The sequence below is a fragment of the Faecalibacterium butyricigenerans genome, from assembly GCF_020687345.1.
GTDB classification, from domain to species: Bacteria; Bacillota; Clostridia; order Oscillospirales; family Ruminococcaceae; genus Faecalibacterium; species Faecalibacterium butyricigenerans.
Map to the genome: position 1 here is coordinate 1 of NZ_JAJEQL010000008.1, position 18,291 is coordinate 18,291.

Here is an 18,291-nt window from a genome sequence, read left to right on the forward strand (position 1 = left end):
GTCCCGCCGCGGCGGGACGCCCTTTTTGCTGCATATCATTCGAGATTTCCCGTCAGGGTCATGACGGCGGAGACGACGGCCAAAGGGGCCGTCTCGCAGCGGAGGATGCGGGGGCCGAGGCCTACGGTCTTTGCCCCGGCCTGCGCGGCCATCTCGGCTTCCTCGGCGGCAAAGCCGCCCTCTGCGCCGGTGATGACGGCGAGCTTCAGCTTTTGGCCGTCGGCGGGCTTTGCCTCGGCCAGCAGCTGGCGAAGGGGTGCGCCGCCGCATTCGTAGCAGAAGAGCACGAGGTCGTACTGTCCGAGGCTGCGGCAGACTGCGCCGAAGTTGGGCAGCGGCAGAGCTACATCCGGCAGCACCCCCCGTCCGCACTGTTTGGCGGCCTCGAAGGCGATGCGGTTGTAGCGCTCGTTTTTCTGCTCCTCCTTCTTGGGGGCGGCCACGCAGTACCGGCTGAAGAAGGGGATGAAGTGGTCACAGCCCAGCTCGACGCCGTGGCGGATGACCTGCTCCAGCTTGTCCTGCTTGGGGTAGCCCACCAGCAGGGTGACGTCCACAGTGGGTTCGGCGGCGCTGGGATAGCCCGGCTCGACGGAAAACTCCACCGTCTCGTCGCCGAAGCCGGTGATGGTGGCGGTGTATTCCACGGCGTTGCCGTCGCAGAGGATGACGGTGTCTCCCGGCTTCCCCCGCATGACGCGGGAGAGATGGTGGGCGTCAGCCCCCCGCAGCACGGCAGTGCCGTCGGAGATCTCGGTGGTAAAATAGCGGTGCGGCATAGTTCCTCCTGAGCGTCCCTGCCCTCTCAGTCACCTTCGGTGACAGCTCTCCCAGAGGGAGAGCCAAAGACGCGGCGGTGAGGCTTTGAGCCTCTCCCTTTGGGAGAGGTGGCATTGCGTAAGCAATGACGGAGAGGGCAAGCCTGTTAAAAAATTTACGCCTTCTTGCAGACGATGCACTCCCAGCCGCGCTTCTCCTTCACTTCCAGCACGGCGAGGCCGGCAGCTTCCAGCGCGGCGATGACCTCATCCTTCCGGCTGTCGATGATGCCGCTGGCGATGAAGACGGCGTCGTCGGCCATCAGGCCGGGGACGGCGGGGGCCAGCGCCATGATGGCGTTGGCCACGATGTTGGCGGTGATGATGTCGTACTTGCCGCTGGCCTTGTCGGACAGGTCGCCCACGAGGACGGTCAGCTTGTCGGCCACGCCGTTGAGGGCGGCGTTCTCCCCGGCCGTGCGGACGGCCACGGGGTCGATGTCCACGCCCTCGGCCACGGCTGCCCCCAGTTTAAGGGCCGCGATGGCGAGGATGCCGCTGCCGGTGCCGATGTCCAGCACCCGCTCGCCGCCCCTGACCCGCTCGTCCAGCACCTCAAGGCAGAGGTTGGTCGTCTCGTGGCCGCCGGTGCCGAAGGCGAGGCCCGGGTCGAGGATGAGCTTGACGCGGCTCGTCTCGTAGTCCTGCCACGAGGGCACGACGGCGAGGCGCTGGCCCACGTCCATCGGGTGGTAGTACTTGCGCCAGCCGTTCTGCCAGTCCTCCTGCTCTACGCCCTCGGTCTCGGAGGTGTAGGGGATGCCTGCGGCCTCCATCCGGGCCGCGATGAGGGCCAGCGTCTCCACCGGGGAGTCCCCCGGCTTGAGATACATATGGATGATGACGGTGTCCCGGGGCTTGTCCAGCAGCTCCTGCTCGATGAGGTCCACGTGGGCGATCTGCTCCACCTGCTCTTCGATGTCACTGTAGTCTTCGATATAGATGCCGCCCTCCGCGATCATGGTGGCCACGGCCTCGGCGGCCTCGGCGTCGGCTTTGGATACGGTCAGGCGAATATCAGTCCATTCCATAAGGATGCTCCTTCCGTGTATTCGGGATATACTGCCTTTATAGTACCCGATTCCGGCCCGGGATGCAAGCTCCCGGGGCGAAAGATGTGCGAAAAGGCTTTCTTTTTTTCCGGCGGTATGTTAATATGGAGTCGTACCCGGATCAGACCCGGGCGCTTCCTGCCGGAAGTGCCCGCCGCTGTGTTCCCCAAAGGAGGAATTATCGTATGTTTTTGGGAATGGATATTTATAGCTGGATCGCTGCCATCGTCATTGCACTCATCGTCACCTTCCTTCCGGTCTCTCTGCCGGTGAAGATCGTTCTGGCGATGGCGGCGATGGCCTGCTTTTATTTTGGCCGCAAGTACTGCCACGACCACAAGAACGGCGGGGCGGAGACGCCCAGCATGACCTCGGCCGAGAGCGAGGCAATGGCCTCCGGCCTCCTGAAAGCCCTCGGCGGCAAAGAGAACATTATCAAGATGGACTACTGCGCTACCCGCCTCCGCTTCGAGGTGCACAGCTATGCCTCCGTGGATGAGGCCGCAGCCAAGGCCGCAGGTGCAGAGGGCGTGATCCGCCCGGCCAAGAACGCCTGTCAGGTGGTCATCAAGGGCGATGTGCAGGCCGTGTATGACGCCCTGCGCAAGCAGCTGTAAAACATCCGATGCAGCGCCGCCGGGAGCGGGCCTCAGTGCCCGGCCCGGCGGCATTTTTTAATTCAATAGGAAAGGAAACCCGATATGAAGCCCCAGAACCTCACTTGGAAAAAACTCACCGCCGACGAGCTGACGCGGGTGTATCTGGACGAGATGCGCCGCGACTTCCCGCCCAGCGAGCTGAAGCCGCTGAGCATGATATTGAACAGCGAGGCCGCCGGCATGGCCCACACATGGGGCGTGTTCGCGGAGGACACGCTGGTGTCCTACCTGCTGATGGTGCGGCCCGCGGGCTGCGAAGTGAGCCAGCTGGACTATTTCTCCGTCCTGCCCGCCTACCGCAGCTCGGGGGTGGGCGCAAAGCTGCTGGCCGCTCTGCCCGCCCACGAGGAGGGTGCAAAAGCCATCCTCATCGAGGCCGAGTGCCCCGAAAAGGCGGACGACAGGGCGATGGCCGTCCGCCGTCTGGGCTTCTATGCCCGCTGCGGCGCAGCTGACACCGGCTGGACCGAGCATCTCTTCGATGCATGGTTCCGGGTGTTGGTGCTGCCTGCCGAGGACAGCGCGATGGAGGCCGGGGAGGCCAACAAGGCGCTGTCCGACTGCTACAGCCGGGTCATGGGCGAGGACAAATGGCGGAAATACGTCCAGCTCTACCGCCCGGACGGCACGGAAGAGAAATTCTGATTCAATCATAGGGTCTGAAAGGCTGCTTTACGTTCTGTGAAGCAGCCTTTTTTGCACCCTCCGGTGGGCGGGATGCACAAAGGTCAGCGGCTGTTTTTGACAGTTTGACCGGAAATGTAAAATCAACTGCTATGTTTTCCACACGGACTTTACCAGAGGATGACAGTGGGACAAAACAACAGCACAAAGCTTTACCTGCATTTTGCGCCGGTATGGTCGCAGCAGGACGGGCGGCGCGCTACAATAAAGACGTTCCGAGAGAGACAACAGGGAACAAGAAAAAGGAAAACACATCCCGGCCAGAACGTAGGGCCGGCCCATCCGAAGGAGATATTTATGATGAAAAAGATCACTCGTCGTTCGTTCCTGTCCATCTGCGGCGCTGCTGCCGCTGCTGCTGCCCTGACCGCCTGCGGCGGTGCAGCTTCTTCTACCGCTGCCTCTTCCGCAGCCGTTTCCAGCACTGCGGAGTCTGCTGCTTCCGGCGCTGCCCTGTCCGGCAATGTGGCCACCGGCGGCTCTACCTCCATGAAGAACGTCATCGCTGCTCTGACCGAGGGCTTCGCCGAGATCGAGCCGGACGTCACCGTCAGCTATGACCCCACCGGTTCCGGCGCAGGCATCACCGGCGCGACCGATAAGACGCTGGACATCGGCCTGTCCTCCCGCGCCCTGAAGGCAGATGAGACCGGCGTCACCGGTACCACCGTGGCTCTGGACGGCATCGCCATCATCGTCAACAAGAGCAGCAAGGTCGAGGATCTGACCGTCGATCAGCTCAAGCAGATGTTCACCGGCGAGCTCACCAACTGGTCTGAGGTCGGCGGCGACGACGGCGAGATCGTTCTGGTGGGCCGTGAGGCTGGCTCCGGCACCCGCGACGGCTTCGAGAGCATCGTGGACGTCAAGGACTCCTGCAAGTATGCACAGGAGCTGACCGCTACCGGCGCTGTCATCAGCGCAGTGGAGGCCAACCCTCTGGCCATCGGCTATGCTTCCCTGTCTGCTGTCGGTGACACCGTCAAGGCTGTGACCGTCGGCGGCGTGGAGTGCAGCGAAGAGACCGTCAAGGATGGCAGCTACGAGGTGCAGCGTCCCTTTGTCTTCGTCACCAACGACTCTGTCACCCTTTCTGCTCAGGCTCAGGCCTTCTTCGACTTTGCTACCAGCGCTGACGCCGCCAACCTCATCCGCACTGCTGGCGCTGTCCCGGTGAACGAGTGATTTTGAGCGCGAATGCTCAGGTGTTTTTATGAAAAAGTTTGAGCTGCCCCGCACTCCGGCCCAGTGGCTGGAGGCCATCATGAATGCCATCTTCTTTCTCTGCGGCATCCTCGCGGTGGGCTGTGTGGCTGTCATCACGGTTTATATGTTCCTGTCGGGCCTGCCCGCCATCGGGAAGATCGGCCCGCTGAAGTTCCTCTTCGGCACCGAGTGGGCCTCCACGGCCGCCGAGCCGAAGTACGGCATCCTGCCCTTTGTGCTCTCCAGCATCTACGGCACGCTGGGCGCGTCCCTCATCGGCGTGCCGGTGGGCCTGCTGACAGCGGTGTTCCTCTCGAAGGCCGCAGCACCCGGCGTGCGGAACGTCGTGGTCACGGCGGTGGAGCTGCTGAGCGGCATCCCCAGCGTGGTGTTCGGTCTGCTGGGGATGCAGGTGCTGGTGCCTGCGGTGGCAAAAGCCTTCGGTAAGGCCTCGGGCGCCTGCCTGCTGTCGGCCATCGTGGTGCTGTCCATCATGATCCTGCCCAGCATCGTCTCGGTGTCGGTGACGGCCCTCAACGCTGTCCCGCCGGAGTATGAGCAGGGCAGCCTCGCGCTGGGCGCTACGGACACCGAAACATGGTTCAAGATCAGCATCCCAGCGGCAAAGAGCGGCATCGCCGCGGGCATCGTGCTGGGCATCGGCCGCGCCATCGGCGAGGCCATGGCCGTCATGATGGTGGCCGGCAACAGCCCGAATATGCCGGACAGCCTCTTCCGCAGCGTCACCTTCCTGACTACGGCCATTGCGAAGGAGATGAGCTATGCCAGCGGCCTGCAGAAACAGGCGCTGTTCAGCATCGCGCTGGTTCTGTTCGTCTTCATCATGGCCATCAATGTGCTGCTCAACGCTGTGCTGAAGGGAGGAAATAAGGATGAAACGTGATTTCTCCCCCTCCCGCCGTGCGTGGAACATCGCGCTGACGGCGGCGGTCTGGGCTGCGGCGGTGCTGGTCATCGCCCTGACGGCGGGCGTCATCGGGCTGGTGCTCATCCGGGGCATCCCCCACATCAGCTGGAACTTCCTTTCCACCACCGCCAGCGTCCTCAAGGGCACCGACGGCATCCTGCCCGCCATCCTCAACACCCTGTATGTCATCTTCCTGACCCTGCTCATCGTGCTTCCGCTGGGCGTGGGCGCGGCGGTCTACCTGACCGAGTACGCCTCCAACCGAAAGCTCATCGAGGTCATCGAGTTCACCAATGAGACGCTGGCAGGCATCCCCAGTATCATCTACGGCCTTGTGGGTATGCTGGTCTTCGCCCAGACCATGGGCTTCAAGACCTGCCTGCTCTCCGGCAGTCTGACGCTGGTGGTCATGAACCTGCCCACCATCATCCGCACGACGCAGGAGTCGCTCAAGACGGTGCCGCAGGGCTACCGTGAGGGTGCCTTGGGTCTGGGTGCAGGCAAGTGGCACATCATCCGCACCATCGTGCTCCCGTGCAGCATCGACGGCATCGTCACCGGCTGCATCCTTGCTGTGGGCCGCATCGTGGGCGAAAGCGCCGCCCTCCTCTTCACCGCAGGTGCGGCGGAGGTCATCGCGGGCAGCATCGCCAAGGCGTACACCTCCAACGGCGCGACCCTCTCGGTCCTGCTCTATCTGCGGGCCTTCGAGGACGGCGACTTCGCCTCCGCGTGGGGCATCGGTGCGGTGCTGCTGGTGTTGGTGCTCCTCATCGACCTTGCAGCCCGTCTGGCAAAAACAAAGCTGAAACAGAAACAGTAAGAGGTCATATTTTATGGATAACAATACGCCGGTCATCTCGGCCAAGAACCTGAACCTCTGGTACGGTGACTTCAAAGCCCTCAAGAGCATCTCGCTGGATGTGGGCGAAAAAGAGATCACGGCCCTCATCGGCCCCTCGGGCTGCGGCAAATCCACCTTTCTGAAGACCCTGAACCGGATGAATGACCTTGTGCCGAATGTCCGCATCGAGGGAGATGTCCGGCTGCGGGGCGAGGATATTTTCTCGAAGGAGATGCAGCTGACCGACCTGCGCCGCCGCGTTGGCATGGTCTTCCAGAAGGCAAACCCCTTTCCCATGAGCATCTACGACAACATCACCTATGGCCCCAAACTCCATGGCGTCCACAATAAGGCGGAGCTGGACGAGCTGGTGGAAAGCTCTCTGCGGGGCGCTGCCCTCTGGGACGAGGTGAAAGACCGCCTCAGGAAGAGCGCGCTGGGCCTTTCCGGCGGCCAGCAGCAGCGCCTGTGCATCGCCCGGGCACTGGCGGTCAAGCCGGAAGTGCTGCTGATGGACGAGCCGACCAGCGCCCTCGACCCCGGCTCCACCATGAAGGTCGAAGAACTGATGAGCGAGCTGAAGAAGAACTACACCGTGGTCATCGTCACCCACAATATGCAGCAGGCAGCCCGTATCAGCGACCGCACGGCCTTCTTCCTGCTGGGCGAGCTGGTGGAGTGCGGCCCCACGAGTGAGATCTTCAGCACCCCGAAGGACAAGCGCACCGAGGACTACATCTCGGGCCGCTTCGGTTAAAAAGGAGGGTTTGCGATATGAGCACACGCACACAGTACGACGCCGACCTCGCGGCCCTGAAGGCTTTGTTGGCCAAGATGGGCCAGCTGTCCGCCGACGCGGTGGAGGATGCGCTGGAGTCCCTCTGCACGGCTGACGCCGAGGGGGCAAAGGAGATCATCAAGGGCGACTCTGAGGTCAACCGGATGGAACGGGACATCGAGCACCGCTGTATGACCCTGCTGCTCCGCCAGCAGCCGGTGGCCAGCGACCTGCGCTTTATCTCCGCAGCCATGAAAGTAGTGACGGACGTGGAGCGCATCGGCGACCACGCCGCCGACATCGCGGAGATCGTGCCCCATCTGGCCGGTGTCCGCAAGGCGGGCGACCCCGCTGTGAGCAAGAGCATCGAGATGGGCCGGAAAGCCCACAAGATGCTGAACGACGCCATGGCCGCCTTTGCGGCAGAGGATGAGGCAGCGGCAAAGGCCGTCATCGAGGCCGACGATGCCGTGGACTACGACTTCAACAGCATCAAGCGGATGCTGGCAGCGGAGATCGCTGCCGACCCCGGGAAGATCGACGCCGCCCTCGACGTGCTAATGGTCATCAAGTACCTTGAGCGCATCGGCGACCACGCTGTGAACGTCGCCGAGTGGGTGGAGTTCCTGCGCACCGGCCGGTATCACCACGAGAATATGTTCTGAGTTCTGTTTTCCTCTTTTTCTTTTCCTGAAAAGCTGCTGCCCGGGTGTGGGCGGCAGCTTTTGTTTGTGCGCCGAAACTCCGTCTGAAAAATTTTGGAGATTTTTCCCCTCTGGTGCAATTTCCGGCCACGCTGTGTCGTATTATAAGCAGAAGCCTCCCAAAGGGGGCGCTTGTGAGACCTGAGCGCGGCCCGGCTCCGACATCCCCTTGTCTCCCGGCGGGCCGCGCCGCAACGGAGGATACCTATGGACACCAAGAAATTCCCGCTGGAAGCCCACGGTGTGGCCGTCAGCCGCGCCGAGCTGGTGCAGGCGGCTTTGGATGAGATCACCCAAAATTACCGCGAGGCCAGCCTTTCCAATGTGGCCCGCAGCTACGGCGTCTCGCTGGCCTATGTCAGCGAGTGCGTCCGGGCGCAGACCGGCCGCACTTACAAGGAGCTGCTCCAGAAGCACCGGATGGAGACGGCCGCCCGTCTGCTGCGCCGCAGCGACTGGAACATCCAGCAGATCATCACCTATGTCGGCTACGAGAACACCAGCTACTTCTACCGCCTGTTCCACGAGCGCTACGGCCAAAGCCCCCGCGAGTACCGCCAGAGCCGCGCCGTCCGCACCCGCACCCCGGCCTGAACCGCAAGATCAAGATGCACCAAAAGGCGTCCCGTGCCTTCGGGACGCCTTTTGGTGTCTGTGCATGGAAAAATGAGGCGGAGTGTGCTACAATAGAAGCCAGACGTGCGCTGCGGCGCACAGAAAGAAAGGGTGGAAACGGAATGTTTCGTGGAGCAAGACACTCTGATTTGGAGCAGATCTTAGACATCTATGCCCGTGCCCGGAAGGTGATGGCTGCTTCGGGCAACCCGACCCAGTGGGGTGACGACTATCCGCCGAGAGAGATGCTGGAAGAGGACATCGACGCCAACCGGCTGTTCATCTATACGGTCAACGGCCGGATTGAGGCGGTGTTCGCCTTCATTCTGGGGCCGGACCCCACCTATGCAAAGATCGAGGGCGGCAAGTGGCTCAACGACACCCTGCCCTACGGAACCATCCACCGGCTGGCCTCGGCGGGCCATCGCAAAGGCGTGACGGACGAGGTCATTACATGGTGTCTCGAGCACTGCGAGAGCCTGCGCGCCGACACCCACGAGGACAACAAGATCATGCAGCATCTTCTCGAGAAGAACGGCTTTGCCCGCTGCGGCATCATCTTAGCGGATGACGGCAAGCCCCGCATCGCCTATCAGAAGCTGTCTGCGACTCTGCCTCTGCGGGCAGAATAAGGAGGGACTGGACATTGAAGATCACACAGGTAAAGCTGGGCCGCATCTCGACCCCGCTCCGCGTCCCCTTCAAGACGGCGCTGCGCACCGTGCGCAGCGTGGAGGACGTCATCGTTGAGCTGCACACCGACACCGGCGCGGTGGGCTACGGCGAGGCACCTCCCACCGGCGTCATCACCGGCGACACCACTGGGGCCATCATCGGGGCCATCCGGGACCACATCGCCCCGGCCATCCTTGGCCGCGACCTCGACGAGTTCGAGGATCTGACCGCTGCGGTGCAGAAGGCCCTCGTGCACAACACCAGTGCAAAGGCGGCGGTGGACATGGCCCTGTGGGACCTGCTGGGCCAGAAGTACGGTGCCCCGGTCTACCGGATGCTGGGCGGCGCGCGCAGCAATATCGTCACCGACATCACCATCAGCGTCAACCCGCCGGAGGAGATGGCGCGGGACGCCCGCACGGCCCTCGAGCGGGGCTATGACTGCCTGAAGGTCAAGGTGGGCATCGACCCGGAGTTGGATGTGGCCCGTCTGGCCGCAGTCCGCGAGGCTGTGGGAAAAGAGGTCAGGATCCGCATCGACGCCAATCAGGCGTGGAATGCGAAGCAGGCCGTCCGCATCCTCGACCAGATGCAGGAAAAGGGCCTTGACATCGAGTTCGTCGAGCAGCCTGTGCCTGCCGCTGACCTCGAGGGGATGCAGTACGTCACCCGGAACGCCAGCGTGCCTGTGCTGGCCGACGAGAGCGTGTTCAGCCCCGCAGATGCCCTGCGCATCATGCAGACCGGCGCGGCGGACTTTGTGAACATCAAGCTGATGAAGTGCGGCGGCATCACCAACGCCCTCCGCATCGCCTCGGCGGCGGAGGTCTACGGCGTCGAGTGCATGATCGGCTGTATGCTGGAGGCGAAGATCTCCGTCAATGCGGCGGTAGAGCTGGCCTGCGCCAAAAAGATCATCACGAAGGTCGATCTGGACGGCCCGGTGCTCTGCAGCGAGGACCACATCCTTGGCGGTGCGGTCTTCAACGAGAAGGACATCACCGTATCGGATGCCCCCGGCATGGGCATCAAGGGCTTCGTTCCCGGCAAAGTGACCTATCTGGACGACTGAAAATAAATAAGAATGACTTTCCCCCGGCAGAGTTTCTCTGCCGGGGGATTTTTCTGCCTTGCTGGGTAAAATATCTCAACTTTGTATGCGACACAAACACAGTTTTGCCGGCGGGGCCGGGAGGAAAAGGGAGAAATCGGATGGAACCGCCCGAAATATCTGCGGAAAACCTTTGACTTTTCTGCCGTGTGTGCTATAATAACACTTGTCTTTGGGAAAGAGACAGAAAAGTGTGCGCGGTGTACGCACACATATGGAGGAGTGTTTTGATATGATGAATGGCGTAAAAGCCGTGGCAAAGAAGTACAATGAGGTCAGCCTCATCCTTCGCATCGTCGCCGGTCTGGTCATCGGCGCGGTGCTGGCGCTTGCGGTGCCGGGTGCAGGCTGGGTCGGCGAGCTGGGCAGCCTGTTCGTCGGTGCGCTGAAGGGCATCGCCCCGGTGCTGGTGTTCGTTATCGTGGCCAGTGCGCTGGCGCAGGGCAGCTCCAAGCTGGACCGCCGCTTTGGCACGGTCATCTGGCTGTATATGCTGACCACCTTCCTTGCGGCGGCCATCGCTTCCGTTACGAGCTTTGTGTTCCCCGTGTCGGTCGTTCTGGCTGATGCCGCCCAGTCGGACGTGGTGCCGCAGGGTCTGGGCGAGGTGCTGAGCACCCTGCTCACCAACTTTGTCGCCAACCCCATCAGCGCTCTGATGAGCGGCAACTACATCGGCATCCTGTTCTGGGCCTGCATGTTCGGCCTCGCCATGAAGAGCATCGGCTCTGACACCACCAAGAAGTTCCTTGCCGATACCGCCGATGCGGTGTCGCAGGTGGTGCGCTGGATCATCAATCTGGCTCCCTTCGGCATCATGGGTCTGGTGTATACCAACGTGTCAGGCAACGGTCTGGCCATCTTTACCCAGTACGGCAAGCTGCTGGCCCTGCTGGTGGGCACCATGCTCTTCATGGCGCTCATCGTTTCGCCCTTCATCATGTTCATCTATCTGGGCTGCAATCCCTATCCGCTGGTGTTCCGCTGCCTGAAGGAGTCGGGCCTGACCGCATTCTTCACCCGCAGCTCGGCGGCCAACATTCCGGTCAACATGGCCCTGTGCGAGAAGCTGGGCCTCGATAAGGATATGTATTCCGTCTCCATCCCTCTGGGCGCGACCATCAACATGGACGGCGCGGCCATCACCATCACCATCATGACGCTGGCTGCGGCCAACACGCTGGGCATCCCCGTGACTCTGCCTGCCGCCATCGTTCTGAGCGCCATGTCTGCTCTGGGTGCCTGCGGCGCTTCCGGCGTGGCCGGCGGCTCCCTGCTGCTCATCCCGATGGCCTGCTCGCTGTTCGGCATCTCCAATGATGTGGCCATGCAGATGGTCGGCGTCGGCTTCATCATCGGCGTGATCCAGGACTCTGTGGAGACTGCGCTGAACTCCGCCGGTGACGTGGAGTTCGCCGCTACCGCTGAGTATCATCAGTGGCGCAAGCAGGGCAAGCCCCTGCCGGACTTCCTCCGCAAGTAAAGTGCAAAAAAACAATGGCTGGAGCCGCGCGGCTCCAGCCATTGTTTCGTTTTCCGGAAAAGGCTCAGTCGATGACCTTTGCCTTCTGCAGAGCGGTGATAATGAGGGGGATGAGCACCAGCTGGGCGATGATGCCGGGCACAGCGGTGAAGAGTGCGCCGGACAGGAAGGCCGAGAAGGGGAAGCTGGAGCCGCTGAGGCCCGCCAGCAGGAAGCGGACTGCGCCCCAAACGAGGCGTCCGGCCACCATGGCCGCCGCGAGGGCAGCATAGGTCATGGGCAGCGTGTGGTTCACCCGGCGGTAGAGCCAGCCGGACACCACGCCGTAGGCAGCCAGCTCAAAGGCCATCGAGAGGGCGATGGGGTACAGCGGGGGCATCCCGAAGAGCACCGAGCGGAGCAGCGGGGCCGCGAAGCCCACGGCCAGACCCCATGGCCCGCCCAGCACGAAGCCGCAGAGCAGGATGGGGAAATGCATGGGGCAGAGCATATTGCCTACCTGCGGCACATGGCCCGTCACCATGGGCAGGACGAAGGCCAGAGCCAGAAAGAGCGCAGCCAGCACGATGCTGCGGGCCGGAGAGGTGTGTTTCGTTTTCATCGGAGTTCCTCCTTGCAGGCCGCACCGGGACAGAAAAAGGGGCCTGCCCTTGGCAATGCATCCCAAAGGCAGACCCCTTCATGGCGTCTGTTGCAAAAAGTACGGCGGAAAATAAGCGTGCGGCGGGCTTCGGCCCGCAGGCCCGGCTTCCTGCCGGAGATCGTGAAAATTATAGCAGAGTGCCGCAGGATTTGTCAAGACCGTCCCCGGACAGGCTGCAAATTGACCAAAAAAGAAAGCGTTTGGAGCAGTTTTTGACCGCGTGTGTACATTTTGCTGGAAGAAGCTTGACCTTTTTGCGCAGAATAGATAATATAAACTTGAATTATAGCGCAATGAGGCGGCGGGAGCTGCACCTTGCGCGGCTGTTACCTTGCAAATTCTGAGGTTCATACGGGAGGACCATCATGACAAATGCAGAAAAGCTCACCCTTGCCAAGCACGCCTGCCACATCCGCATGGGCGTGATCGAGGGAACTCACAGCGCCAAGTGCGGCCATCCGGGCGGCAGTCTGGACATCGCCGAGGTGCTGTCTTACCTCTATTTCGTGGATATGAATGTTGACCCCAAGGCTCCGAAAAAGCCGGACCGCGACCGTCTGGTGCTGTCCAAGGGCCACGCCGCCCCGGCGCTCTACGCTGCGCTGGCCGAGCGCGGGTTCTTCCCGGTGGAAGACCTCAAGACCCTGCGCAAGATCGGCAGCTACCTGCAGGGCCACCCCAACATGAATGAGACGCCGGGCGTGGATATGTCCACCGGCAGTCTGGGTCAGGGTGTGTCCGCCGCCTGCGGCATGGCTCTGGGCGCAAAGATCAGCGCAAAGCCGGTCAATGTCTACACCATCCTTGGCGATGGCGAGGTGGAAGAGGGCGAGTGCTGGGAGGCGTTCATGTTTGCCGCCCACTATAAGCTCTCCAACCTTTGCGTCATGCTGGACCGCAACCATCTCCAGATCGACGGCACTACCGAGACGGTCATGAACAGCGCCCCGCTGGAAGAGAAGCTGAAGGCTTTCAACTTCAACGTCCTGACCATCAACGGCCACGACTACGACCAGATCGAGGCGGCTGTCAAGGCGTTCCACGCTGAGAACGACAAGCCCACCTGCATCATTCTGGACACCGTCAAGGGCACCGGCGTCTCCTTTATGACCAACTCTGTGGATTGGCACGGCAAAGGCCCCAACGACGAAGAGTACGCTGTGGCCATGCAGGAGCTGAACGCAGCCTACGCCGCGCTGGAACAGGAGGACAAGTAAGATGGCAGATGTGAAAATGATCGCGACCCGCGAGAGCTACGGCAATACTCTGAAAGCACTGGCCGCTGAGGGCCATGATGATCTGGTGGTGCTGGACGCCGACCTCGCCGCCGCCACCAAGACCGGGATGTTCCGCAAGGCTTACCCGAGCCGCCACTTCGACTGCGGCATCGCCGAGGCCAACATGATGGGCGTCGCCGCCGGCCTGTCCACCATGGGCTATGTCCCCTTCGTGTCCAGCTTCGCCATGTTCGCTGCGGGCCGTGCCTTTGAGCAGATCCGCAACTCCGTGGCCTATCCCCGCCTGAACGTCAAGATCGGCGCCACCCACGGCGGAATCTCCGTCGGTGAGGACGGCGCTTCCCACCAGTGCTGCGAGGACTTCGCCCTCATGCGCAGCCTGCCCGGCATGACCATCATCTGCCCCGCTGACGATGTGGAGGCCCGGGCTGCTGTCCGCGCTGCCTACGAGATGCAGGGGCCGGTCTACCTCCGCTTCGGTCGTCTGGCCGTCCCTGTGTTCCATGACGAGGCCAACTACCACTTCGAGATCGGCAAGGGCGAGCAGCTCACCGAGGGCAATGACATCGCCATCGTGGCCACCGGCCTGATGGTCAACGAGGCCCGCAAGGCCGCCGAGACGCTGGCCGCCGAGGGCATCCACGCCCGCGTCCTCAACATCCACACCATCAAGCCTCTGGATGAGGACATCATCCTCAAGGCAGCCAAGGAGTGCGGCAAGATCGTCACCGCCGAGGAGCACAACGTCATCGGCGGTCTGGGCGAGGCCGTCTGCTCGCTTCTGAGCGAGAAGCTGCCCACCCCCGTCCGCCGCGTGGGCGTGCAGGACAAGTTCGGCTGCTCCGGCCCTGCATGGGATCTGCTGCGCGAGTATGGTCTGGACGCTGCCACCATCTGCAAGACCGCAAAGGAGATGCTGGGCCGATAAGCCAGGCGTTTCCTGCATAAGAAAAAAGAGACAGGTTTCCCCGGAAAGGGGCTGCCTGTCTCATTTTTTATGCGAGGATGCTTTATTTCTTCTTCTTCGGAAAGACGAACGGATTGTGCAGATAGACCGTCATCAGCTCGGCGGTCATGAAGCACCAGATGACCGGCTCACAGAGGATGACTGCGTTGTACGCGAAGCGGGGGATGAACACCATGACAAAGACGATCTTGCCCAGAAATTCGATGACGCTGGACAGGAGGGGCAGTACTTTTTCGCCCATGCTCTGCAGTGCATACCGGCTCGCCAGCAGGACGCCCAGCACGGCGTAGAAGGGGGCGTTCCAGATCAGATACCGTGCGCCGTTTTCCAGCACCACCGGCTCAGAAGAGCCGGACACCAGCCGGACCATCCATTCTGCGCCCACGCTCATCAGCACCGTGATGGCGGCGGCCACCACGATGCTGTAGAGGATGAGGTCTCGCATCCCGCGCCGGACGCGGTCGGGGTGGTTCGCACCGTAGTTCTGGGATACGAATGTCGAGCAGGCGGAGGCCATCGCCGTCAGGGGCATATCCGTGAAGGAAAAGAGCTTCCGGGCGGCGGTGTGGCCCGCGATGACCAGCGTGCCCAGCCCGTTGATGCCGTATTGCAGCACCACCGAGCCTGCCGAGACGATGCTGCTCATAAGGCCCATCGAGATGCTCTGGCTGAACAGCTCCCAGTAGAGGCGGCTGCCCACATGAAAGTGCTTTTTCTCGGGCAGGAGCAGCCGGGCACTGCGGAAGACGTACAGGATGCAGAGCACCACCGACACGCCCTGCGAGATGACCGTGGCCACGCCCGCACCGGCCACCCCCATGCCCAGCACGGCGATGAACCAGAGGTCGAGGATGACGTTGAGCACCGACGAGAGGATGAGGAAGACCAGCGGCATGAAGCTGTTGCCGATGGCTCGCAGCAGACCGGCACAGAGGTTGTAAGCGAACATGATGAAGACGCCGTAGTCGATGATGATGATATAGCGGTAGGCGTCCTCAAGGATCTCGACCGGGGTGTCCAGCAGCTCCAGCAGCGGGTGCAGGCCCATCGCGCCCGCCAGCGTGATGACCGCCGACGCGATGAGTCCGATGACGATGGAGCCTGCAACGGTCTGCTTGAGCTGCTCGTCGTCTCCGGCCCCGTAGGAGCGCGCTGCGACGATGGCAAGACCGTTACCGATGCCGATGCCGAAGCCGACCAGAAGCTCGTAGATGGCCCCGCAGGCCCCGATGGCAGCAAGGGCGGTGTCACCCAGCACATTGCCCACGATCATGGTGTCCACGGTGTTGTAGAGCTGCTGGAAGAGGCTCGACACCAGAATGGGGAGCATGAAGATGACGAGGCTCTGGAAGATGGGGCCGTTCATCAGGTCCACGCTCTGGCTGAAGAGCGATTTTTTTGCGGGGGATCGGGTCATAGGCGGTTCTCCTTCATAACTTTAGGCGGCTTGCCCTCTCCGTCACCTTCGGTGCCAGCTCCCCCTTTGGGGGAGTTGGCGCGTGAGCGCCTGAGAGGGCGCAGGCCGTTTACCAGAAAACAAGGCCGCCGCACAGATAAACTGCACGGCAGCCTTGCTGCAAAATTCAGGGGTTACAGCTCCTGCGTCTCGAAGCCGTTGGCCGTCAGCACGTCCACGCTGGAGAAGCCTGCGGCCTTGATGGCAGCTGCGGCCTCGTCGAAGCCGAAGGTCAGGCTGCCGATGTCGTGGGCGTCGGAGGTGATGATGACCCGGCCGCCCATCTTCTGCCACTCGCCCAGCATCCATGCGCCGGGGTAGAAGTCCTTGCGGTAGCCGCGGTAGACGCCGCCGGTGTTCACTTCCAGCCGACAGCCGTGCTCTTTGGCCACAGCCAGTGCCTTGAGAGCTGCGGCTTTGTAGCGGGGAGCCTCCTCATCGAAGAACTCGCCGTCGGCGTTCAGCTTCTTGATGAGGTCGATGTGGGCGAGGATGTCGGGACCCATGGCCGCCACCTTCTCCACCTCGGCAAAGTAGGCCTCCACAGCGGCCAGCGGGTCGCCGTCGAAGTCGTCGTAGATGCAGTCGTGCAGGTCCTGCGGGCGGAAATCGATCTCGTAATACTTGCCGGTGTTCTTGCCGTAAAGGTGGTGCGCCGAGCCGATCCAGTAATCGTAGCCGGTGCGCTTGTCCTCGCTCAGCAGGTCCCACTCGATGCCGCAGAGGATGTCCACCTTGCCCTTGTACTCGGTCTTGAGCTTGGCGATGGTGGCCTTGTACTGGGCCGTGCGGCTGGGACTCATGCAGTATTCACGGTCACGCTGGGTGTAGCTATGGCCCGTGAAGCCCAGTGTGGTCAGCCCCTGCGCACACGCGGCGGAGGCCATCTCCTGTAAGGTGTTTTTGCCATCACACATCGTCGAGTGACAATGGACACTGGACTTCTTGTAATCTGCCATAGTGAATCACTGCATCCTTTCCTGTTTGACCTTGTGGTCGATAACGTGGCGTTTTTCCAGCTCGCGGGTGACGTCCTCCACCGTGATGCCGGCCTGCACCATCAGCACCAGCACATGGTATGCCAGATCGCTGATCTCGTAGACCGTCTCGGCCTTGTCTTCCTTTTCGCCCGCGATGATGACCTCGGTGCACTCCTCGCCCACCTTTTTGAGGATCTTTTCCTTGCCCTTCTCGAAGAGGTAGGTGGTGTAGCTGCCCTCCTTGGGGCTGGTCTTGCGGCCCTTGATGAGGTCATACAGCCCCTGCCAGCTGAACTGCTTCAGCTCGGGGGAAACATACACTTCGTTGAAGAAGCAGCTCTCGGCACCGGTGTGGCAGGCAGGGCCGCTCTTGACGACCTCCACCACCAGCGCATCGGCGTCACAGTCGGCGGTGATGGACACCACCCGCTGGACGTTGCCGCTGGTCTCGCCCTTGCGCCAGATCTCCTGACGGCTGCGGCTCCAGAACACCGTCCGCCCCTCCGCGATGGTCAGCGCCAGCGTCTCGGCGTTCATGTAGGCGAGGGTCAGCACCTCTTTGGTGTAGTGGTCCTGCACGATGGCAGGGATGAGACCCTTTTCGTCAAACTTCAGATCCATAATGTTTCTCCTTCCCCGCAGGGGGACAGCTATAGTTTAGCGTATTCGGCGGGCAAACGCAAGCATTTACAGCCGCATTTCCACACCATTTTCGTTTAAGTACTCCTTTAGTGCCCGGATGGTGAGCAGTTTCTGGTGGAAGATGCCCGCCGCGAGGCCCGCGTCGATGCCCTTGTGGCGGAACAGCTCGAGGAAATCTTCCTTTTTGCCCGCGCCGCCGCTGGCGATGATGGGCACGTTCACCCGGGCCGCCACGGCGTCCAGCATCTCAAGGTCGAAGCCGTTGCGCACGCCGTCGGTGTCGATGCTGTTGAGGCAGACCTCGCCCGCGCCGTTGTCCACGCACCACTTGATCCATTCCAGTGCATCCCGGCCGGTATCTTCGCGCCCGCCCTTGGCAAAGACGCGGAACTGCCCGCCCACCCGTTTGACGTCGGCGGAGAGGACGACGCACTGGTCGCCGTAGCGCTTCGCCGCCGCTGGGATGAGGGCGGGGTCCTTCAGCGCGCCCGAGTTGACGCTGACCTTATCGGCCCCGCACTTGAGCACCCGGTCGAAGTCGTCCAGCGTGTTGACGCCGCCGCCCACGGTGAGGGGGATGAAGATCTCGCTGGCCACCCGGGTAAGGATGTCGGTGAAGAGGGAGCGGCCCTCGGCGCTGGCCGTGATGTCGTAGAACACCAGCTCGTCCGCGCCGGCCGCGTTGTACATCCGGGCCATCTCCACCGGGTCGGCCACGTCCTTGATGCCCTCGAAGTTCGTGCCCTTGACGACCCGCCCGCTGCGGACGTCCAGACAGGGAATGATGCGTTTTGTGATCATGGTCTAG

The 18,291-nt window shown here is 62.1% G+C and carries 20 protein-coding genes; 13 read left to right on the forward strand and 7 right to left on the reverse strand.

Annotation, left to right across the window (positions count from 1 at the left end; translation table 11 throughout):
• Window positions 1-35: 35 nt before the first annotated feature.
• Window positions 36-779: an RsmE family RNA methyltransferase gene (locus LKD23_RS04655; protein ID WP_227620634.1), complete on the reverse strand. Its 744-nt coding sequence runs from the start codon at window positions 777-779 to the stop codon at window positions 36-38.
• Window positions 780-934: 155 nt separating this feature from the next.
• The gene (gene prmA, locus LKD23_RS04660) at window positions 935-1,849 is read right to left on the reverse strand and encodes a 50S ribosomal protein L11 methyltransferase (protein WP_227620635.1); all 915 of its coding nucleotides are present in this window, start codon (window positions 1,847-1,849) and stop codon (window positions 935-937) included.
• Between the two features lie 206 nt (window positions 1,850-2,055).
• Between prmA and LKD23_RS04665 the strand changes: the two genes are divergently transcribed.
• The 11 genes from LKD23_RS04665 to sstT all read left to right on the forward strand — a co-directional run bounded on the left by LKD23_RS04665 (window position 2,056) and on the right by sstT (window position 11,557).
• Entirely contained in the window at window positions 2,056-2,487 is a 432-nt protein-coding gene (locus LKD23_RS04665) for a PTS sugar transporter subunit IIB (protein ID WP_227620636.1), read from the forward strand.
• Between the two features lie 84 nt (window positions 2,488-2,571).
• Window positions 2,572-3,174 carry a GNAT family N-acetyltransferase gene (locus LKD23_RS04670; protein ID WP_227620637.1) on the forward strand — a complete coding sequence of 201 codons (603 nt, stop codon included), beginning with the start codon at window positions 2,572-2,574 and terminating at the stop codon, window positions 3,172-3,174.
• 339 nt (window positions 3,175-3,513) lie between these two features.
• Window positions 3,514-4,398 (forward strand): phosphate ABC transporter substrate-binding protein, encoded by an 885-nt coding sequence (locus tag LKD23_RS04675; protein ID WP_227620725.1) that lies wholly within the window; start codon window positions 3,514-3,516, stop codon window positions 4,396-4,398.
• Window positions 4,399-4,426: 28 nt separating this feature from the next.
• Window positions 4,427-5,323 (forward strand): phosphate ABC transporter permease subunit PstC, encoded by an 897-nt coding sequence (gene pstC / locus LKD23_RS04680; protein ID WP_227620638.1) that lies wholly within the window; start codon window positions 4,427-4,429, stop codon window positions 5,321-5,323.
• Window positions 5,313-6,170 (forward strand): phosphate ABC transporter permease PstA, encoded by an 858-nt coding sequence (pstA, locus tag LKD23_RS04685; RefSeq protein ID WP_227620639.1) that lies wholly within the window; start codon window positions 5,313-5,315, stop codon window positions 6,168-6,170. The genes pstC and pstA overlap by 11 nt, the downstream gene beginning before the upstream one ends.
• A gap of 13 nt (window positions 6,171-6,183) precedes the next feature.
• Window positions 6,184-6,948 carry a phosphate ABC transporter ATP-binding protein PstB gene (gene pstB / locus LKD23_RS04690; RefSeq protein WP_227620640.1) on the forward strand — a complete coding sequence of 255 codons (765 nt, stop codon included), beginning with the start codon at window positions 6,184-6,186 and terminating at the stop codon, window positions 6,946-6,948.
• Between the two features lie 17 nt (window positions 6,949-6,965).
• On the forward strand, window positions 6,966-7,634 hold the full coding sequence (gene phoU, locus LKD23_RS04695) for a phosphate signaling complex protein PhoU (RefSeq protein WP_227620641.1): 669 nt from the start codon (window positions 6,966-6,968) through the stop codon (window positions 7,632-7,634).
• A gap of 246 nt (window positions 7,635-7,880) precedes the next feature.
• Window positions 7,881-8,267, forward strand: coding sequence for a helix-turn-helix transcriptional regulator (locus tag LKD23_RS04700; protein ID WP_227620642.1), 387 nt, complete (start codon window positions 7,881-7,883; stop codon window positions 8,265-8,267).
• 170 nt (window positions 8,268-8,437) lie between these two features.
• A complete protein-coding gene (locus tag LKD23_RS04705) occupies window positions 8,438-8,920 on the forward strand; it encodes an N-acetyltransferase (RefSeq protein WP_349138519.1) in 483 nt (160 codons plus the stop codon).
• Window positions 8,921-8,934: 14 nt separating this feature from the next.
• The gene (locus LKD23_RS04710; protein WP_227620644.1) at window positions 8,935-10,035 is read left to right on the forward strand and encodes a dipeptide epimerase; all 1,101 of its coding nucleotides are present in this window, start codon (window positions 8,935-8,937) and stop codon (window positions 10,033-10,035) included.
• 274 nt (window positions 10,036-10,309) lie between these two features.
• Complete coding sequence (sstT, locus tag LKD23_RS04715; RefSeq protein ID WP_227620726.1) at window positions 10,310-11,557, forward strand: serine/threonine transporter SstT; 1,248 nt, start codon at window positions 10,310-10,312, stop codon at window positions 11,555-11,557.
• Window positions 11,558-11,621: 64 nt separating this feature from the next.
• Here sstT and LKD23_RS04720 read toward each other — a convergent pair whose 3' ends face one another.
• Window positions 11,622-12,158, reverse strand: a complete 537-nt coding sequence (locus LKD23_RS04720; protein ID WP_227620645.1) for an ECF transporter S component — start codon at window positions 12,156-12,158, stop codon at window positions 11,622-11,624.
• Between the two features lie 407 nt (window positions 12,159-12,565).
• Between LKD23_RS04720 and LKD23_RS04725 the strand changes: the two genes are divergently transcribed.
• Entirely contained in the window at window positions 12,566-13,417 is an 852-nt protein-coding gene (locus tag LKD23_RS04725) for a transketolase (RefSeq protein WP_227620646.1), read from the forward strand.
• Between the two features lies 1 nt (window position 13,418).
• On the forward strand, window positions 13,419-14,366 hold the full coding sequence (locus LKD23_RS04730) for a transketolase family protein (protein ID WP_227620647.1): 948 nt from the start codon (window positions 13,419-13,421) through the stop codon (window positions 14,364-14,366).
• 82 nt (window positions 14,367-14,448) lie between these two features.
• Here LKD23_RS04730 and LKD23_RS04735 read toward each other — a convergent pair whose 3' ends face one another.
• The 4 genes from LKD23_RS04735 to hisF all read right to left on the reverse strand — a co-directional run bounded on the left by LKD23_RS04735 (window position 14,449) and on the right by hisF (window position 18,284).
• Window positions 14,449-15,822 carry an MATE family efflux transporter gene (locus tag LKD23_RS04735; protein WP_227620648.1) on the reverse strand — a complete coding sequence of 458 codons (1,374 nt, stop codon included), beginning with the start codon at window positions 15,820-15,822 and terminating at the stop codon, window positions 14,449-14,451.
• A gap of 173 nt (window positions 15,823-15,995) precedes the next feature.
• Entirely contained in the window at window positions 15,996-16,820 is an 825-nt protein-coding gene (locus tag LKD23_RS04740) for a histidinol-phosphatase HisJ family protein (protein WP_227620649.1), read from the reverse strand.
• A gap of 6 nt (window positions 16,821-16,826) precedes the next feature.
• Window positions 16,827-17,462: a bifunctional phosphoribosyl-AMP cyclohydrolase/phosphoribosyl-ATP diphosphatase HisIE gene (gene hisIE, locus LKD23_RS04745; protein ID WP_227620650.1), complete on the reverse strand. Its 636-nt coding sequence runs from the start codon at window positions 17,460-17,462 to the stop codon at window positions 16,827-16,829.
• A gap of 66 nt (window positions 17,463-17,528) precedes the next feature.
• Window positions 17,529-18,284 (reverse strand): imidazole glycerol phosphate synthase subunit HisF, encoded by a 756-nt coding sequence (gene hisF / locus LKD23_RS04750; protein WP_227620651.1) that lies wholly within the window; start codon window positions 18,282-18,284, stop codon window positions 17,529-17,531.
• Between the last annotated feature and the right edge of the window lie 7 nt (window positions 18,285-18,291).

Coding starts and splice junctions, on each gene's coding strand:
- LKD23_RS04655 (WP_227620634.1), bottom strand. CDS start 779: ATGCCGCACCGCTATTTTACCACCGAGATCTCCGACGGCACTGCCGTG.
- prmA (WP_227620635.1), bottom strand. CDS start 1,849: ATGGAATGGACTGATATTCGCCTGACCGTATCCAAAGCCGACGCCGAG.
- LKD23_RS04665 (WP_227620636.1), top strand. CDS start 2,056: ATGTTTTTGGGAATGGATATTTATAGCTGGATCGCTGCCATCGTCATT.
- LKD23_RS04670 (WP_227620637.1), top strand. CDS start 2,572: ATGAAGCCCCAGAACCTCACTTGGAAAAAACTCACCGCCGACGAGCTG.
- LKD23_RS04675 (WP_227620725.1), top strand. CDS start 3,514: ATGAAAAAGATCACTCGTCGTTCGTTCCTGTCCATCTGCGGCGCTGCT.
- pstC (WP_227620638.1), top strand. CDS start 4,427: ATGAAAAAGTTTGAGCTGCCCCGCACTCCGGCCCAGTGGCTGGAGGCC.
- pstA (WP_227620639.1), top strand. CDS start 5,313: ATGAAACGTGATTTCTCCCCCTCCCGCCGTGCGTGGAACATCGCGCTG.
- pstB (WP_227620640.1), top strand. CDS start 6,184: ATGGATAACAATACGCCGGTCATCTCGGCCAAGAACCTGAACCTCTGG.
- phoU (WP_227620641.1), top strand. CDS start 6,966: ATGAGCACACGCACACAGTACGACGCCGACCTCGCGGCCCTGAAGGCT.
- LKD23_RS04700 (WP_227620642.1), top strand. CDS start 7,881: ATGGACACCAAGAAATTCCCGCTGGAAGCCCACGGTGTGGCCGTCAGC.
- sstT (WP_227620726.1), top strand. CDS start 10,310: ATGAATGGCGTAAAAGCCGTGGCAAAGAAGTACAATGAGGTCAGCCTC.
- LKD23_RS04720 (WP_227620645.1), bottom strand. CDS start 12,158: ATGAAAACGAAACACACCTCTCCGGCCCGCAGCATCGTGCTGGCTGCG.
- LKD23_RS04725 (WP_227620646.1), top strand. CDS start 12,566: ATGACAAATGCAGAAAAGCTCACCCTTGCCAAGCACGCCTGCCACATC.
- LKD23_RS04730 (WP_227620647.1), top strand. CDS start 13,419: ATGGCAGATGTGAAAATGATCGCGACCCGCGAGAGCTACGGCAATACT.
- LKD23_RS04735 (WP_227620648.1), bottom strand. CDS start 15,822: ATGACCCGATCCCCCGCAAAAAAATCGCTCTTCAGCCAGAGCGTGGAC.
- LKD23_RS04740 (WP_227620649.1), bottom strand. CDS start 16,820: ATGGCAGATTACAAGAAGTCCAGTGTCCATTGTCACTCGACGATGTGT.
- hisIE (WP_227620650.1), bottom strand. CDS start 17,462: ATGGATCTGAAGTTTGACGAAAAGGGTCTCATCCCTGCCATCGTGCAG.
- hisF (WP_227620651.1), bottom strand. CDS start 18,284: ATGATCACAAAACGCATCATTCCCTGTCTGGACGTCCGCAGCGGGCGG.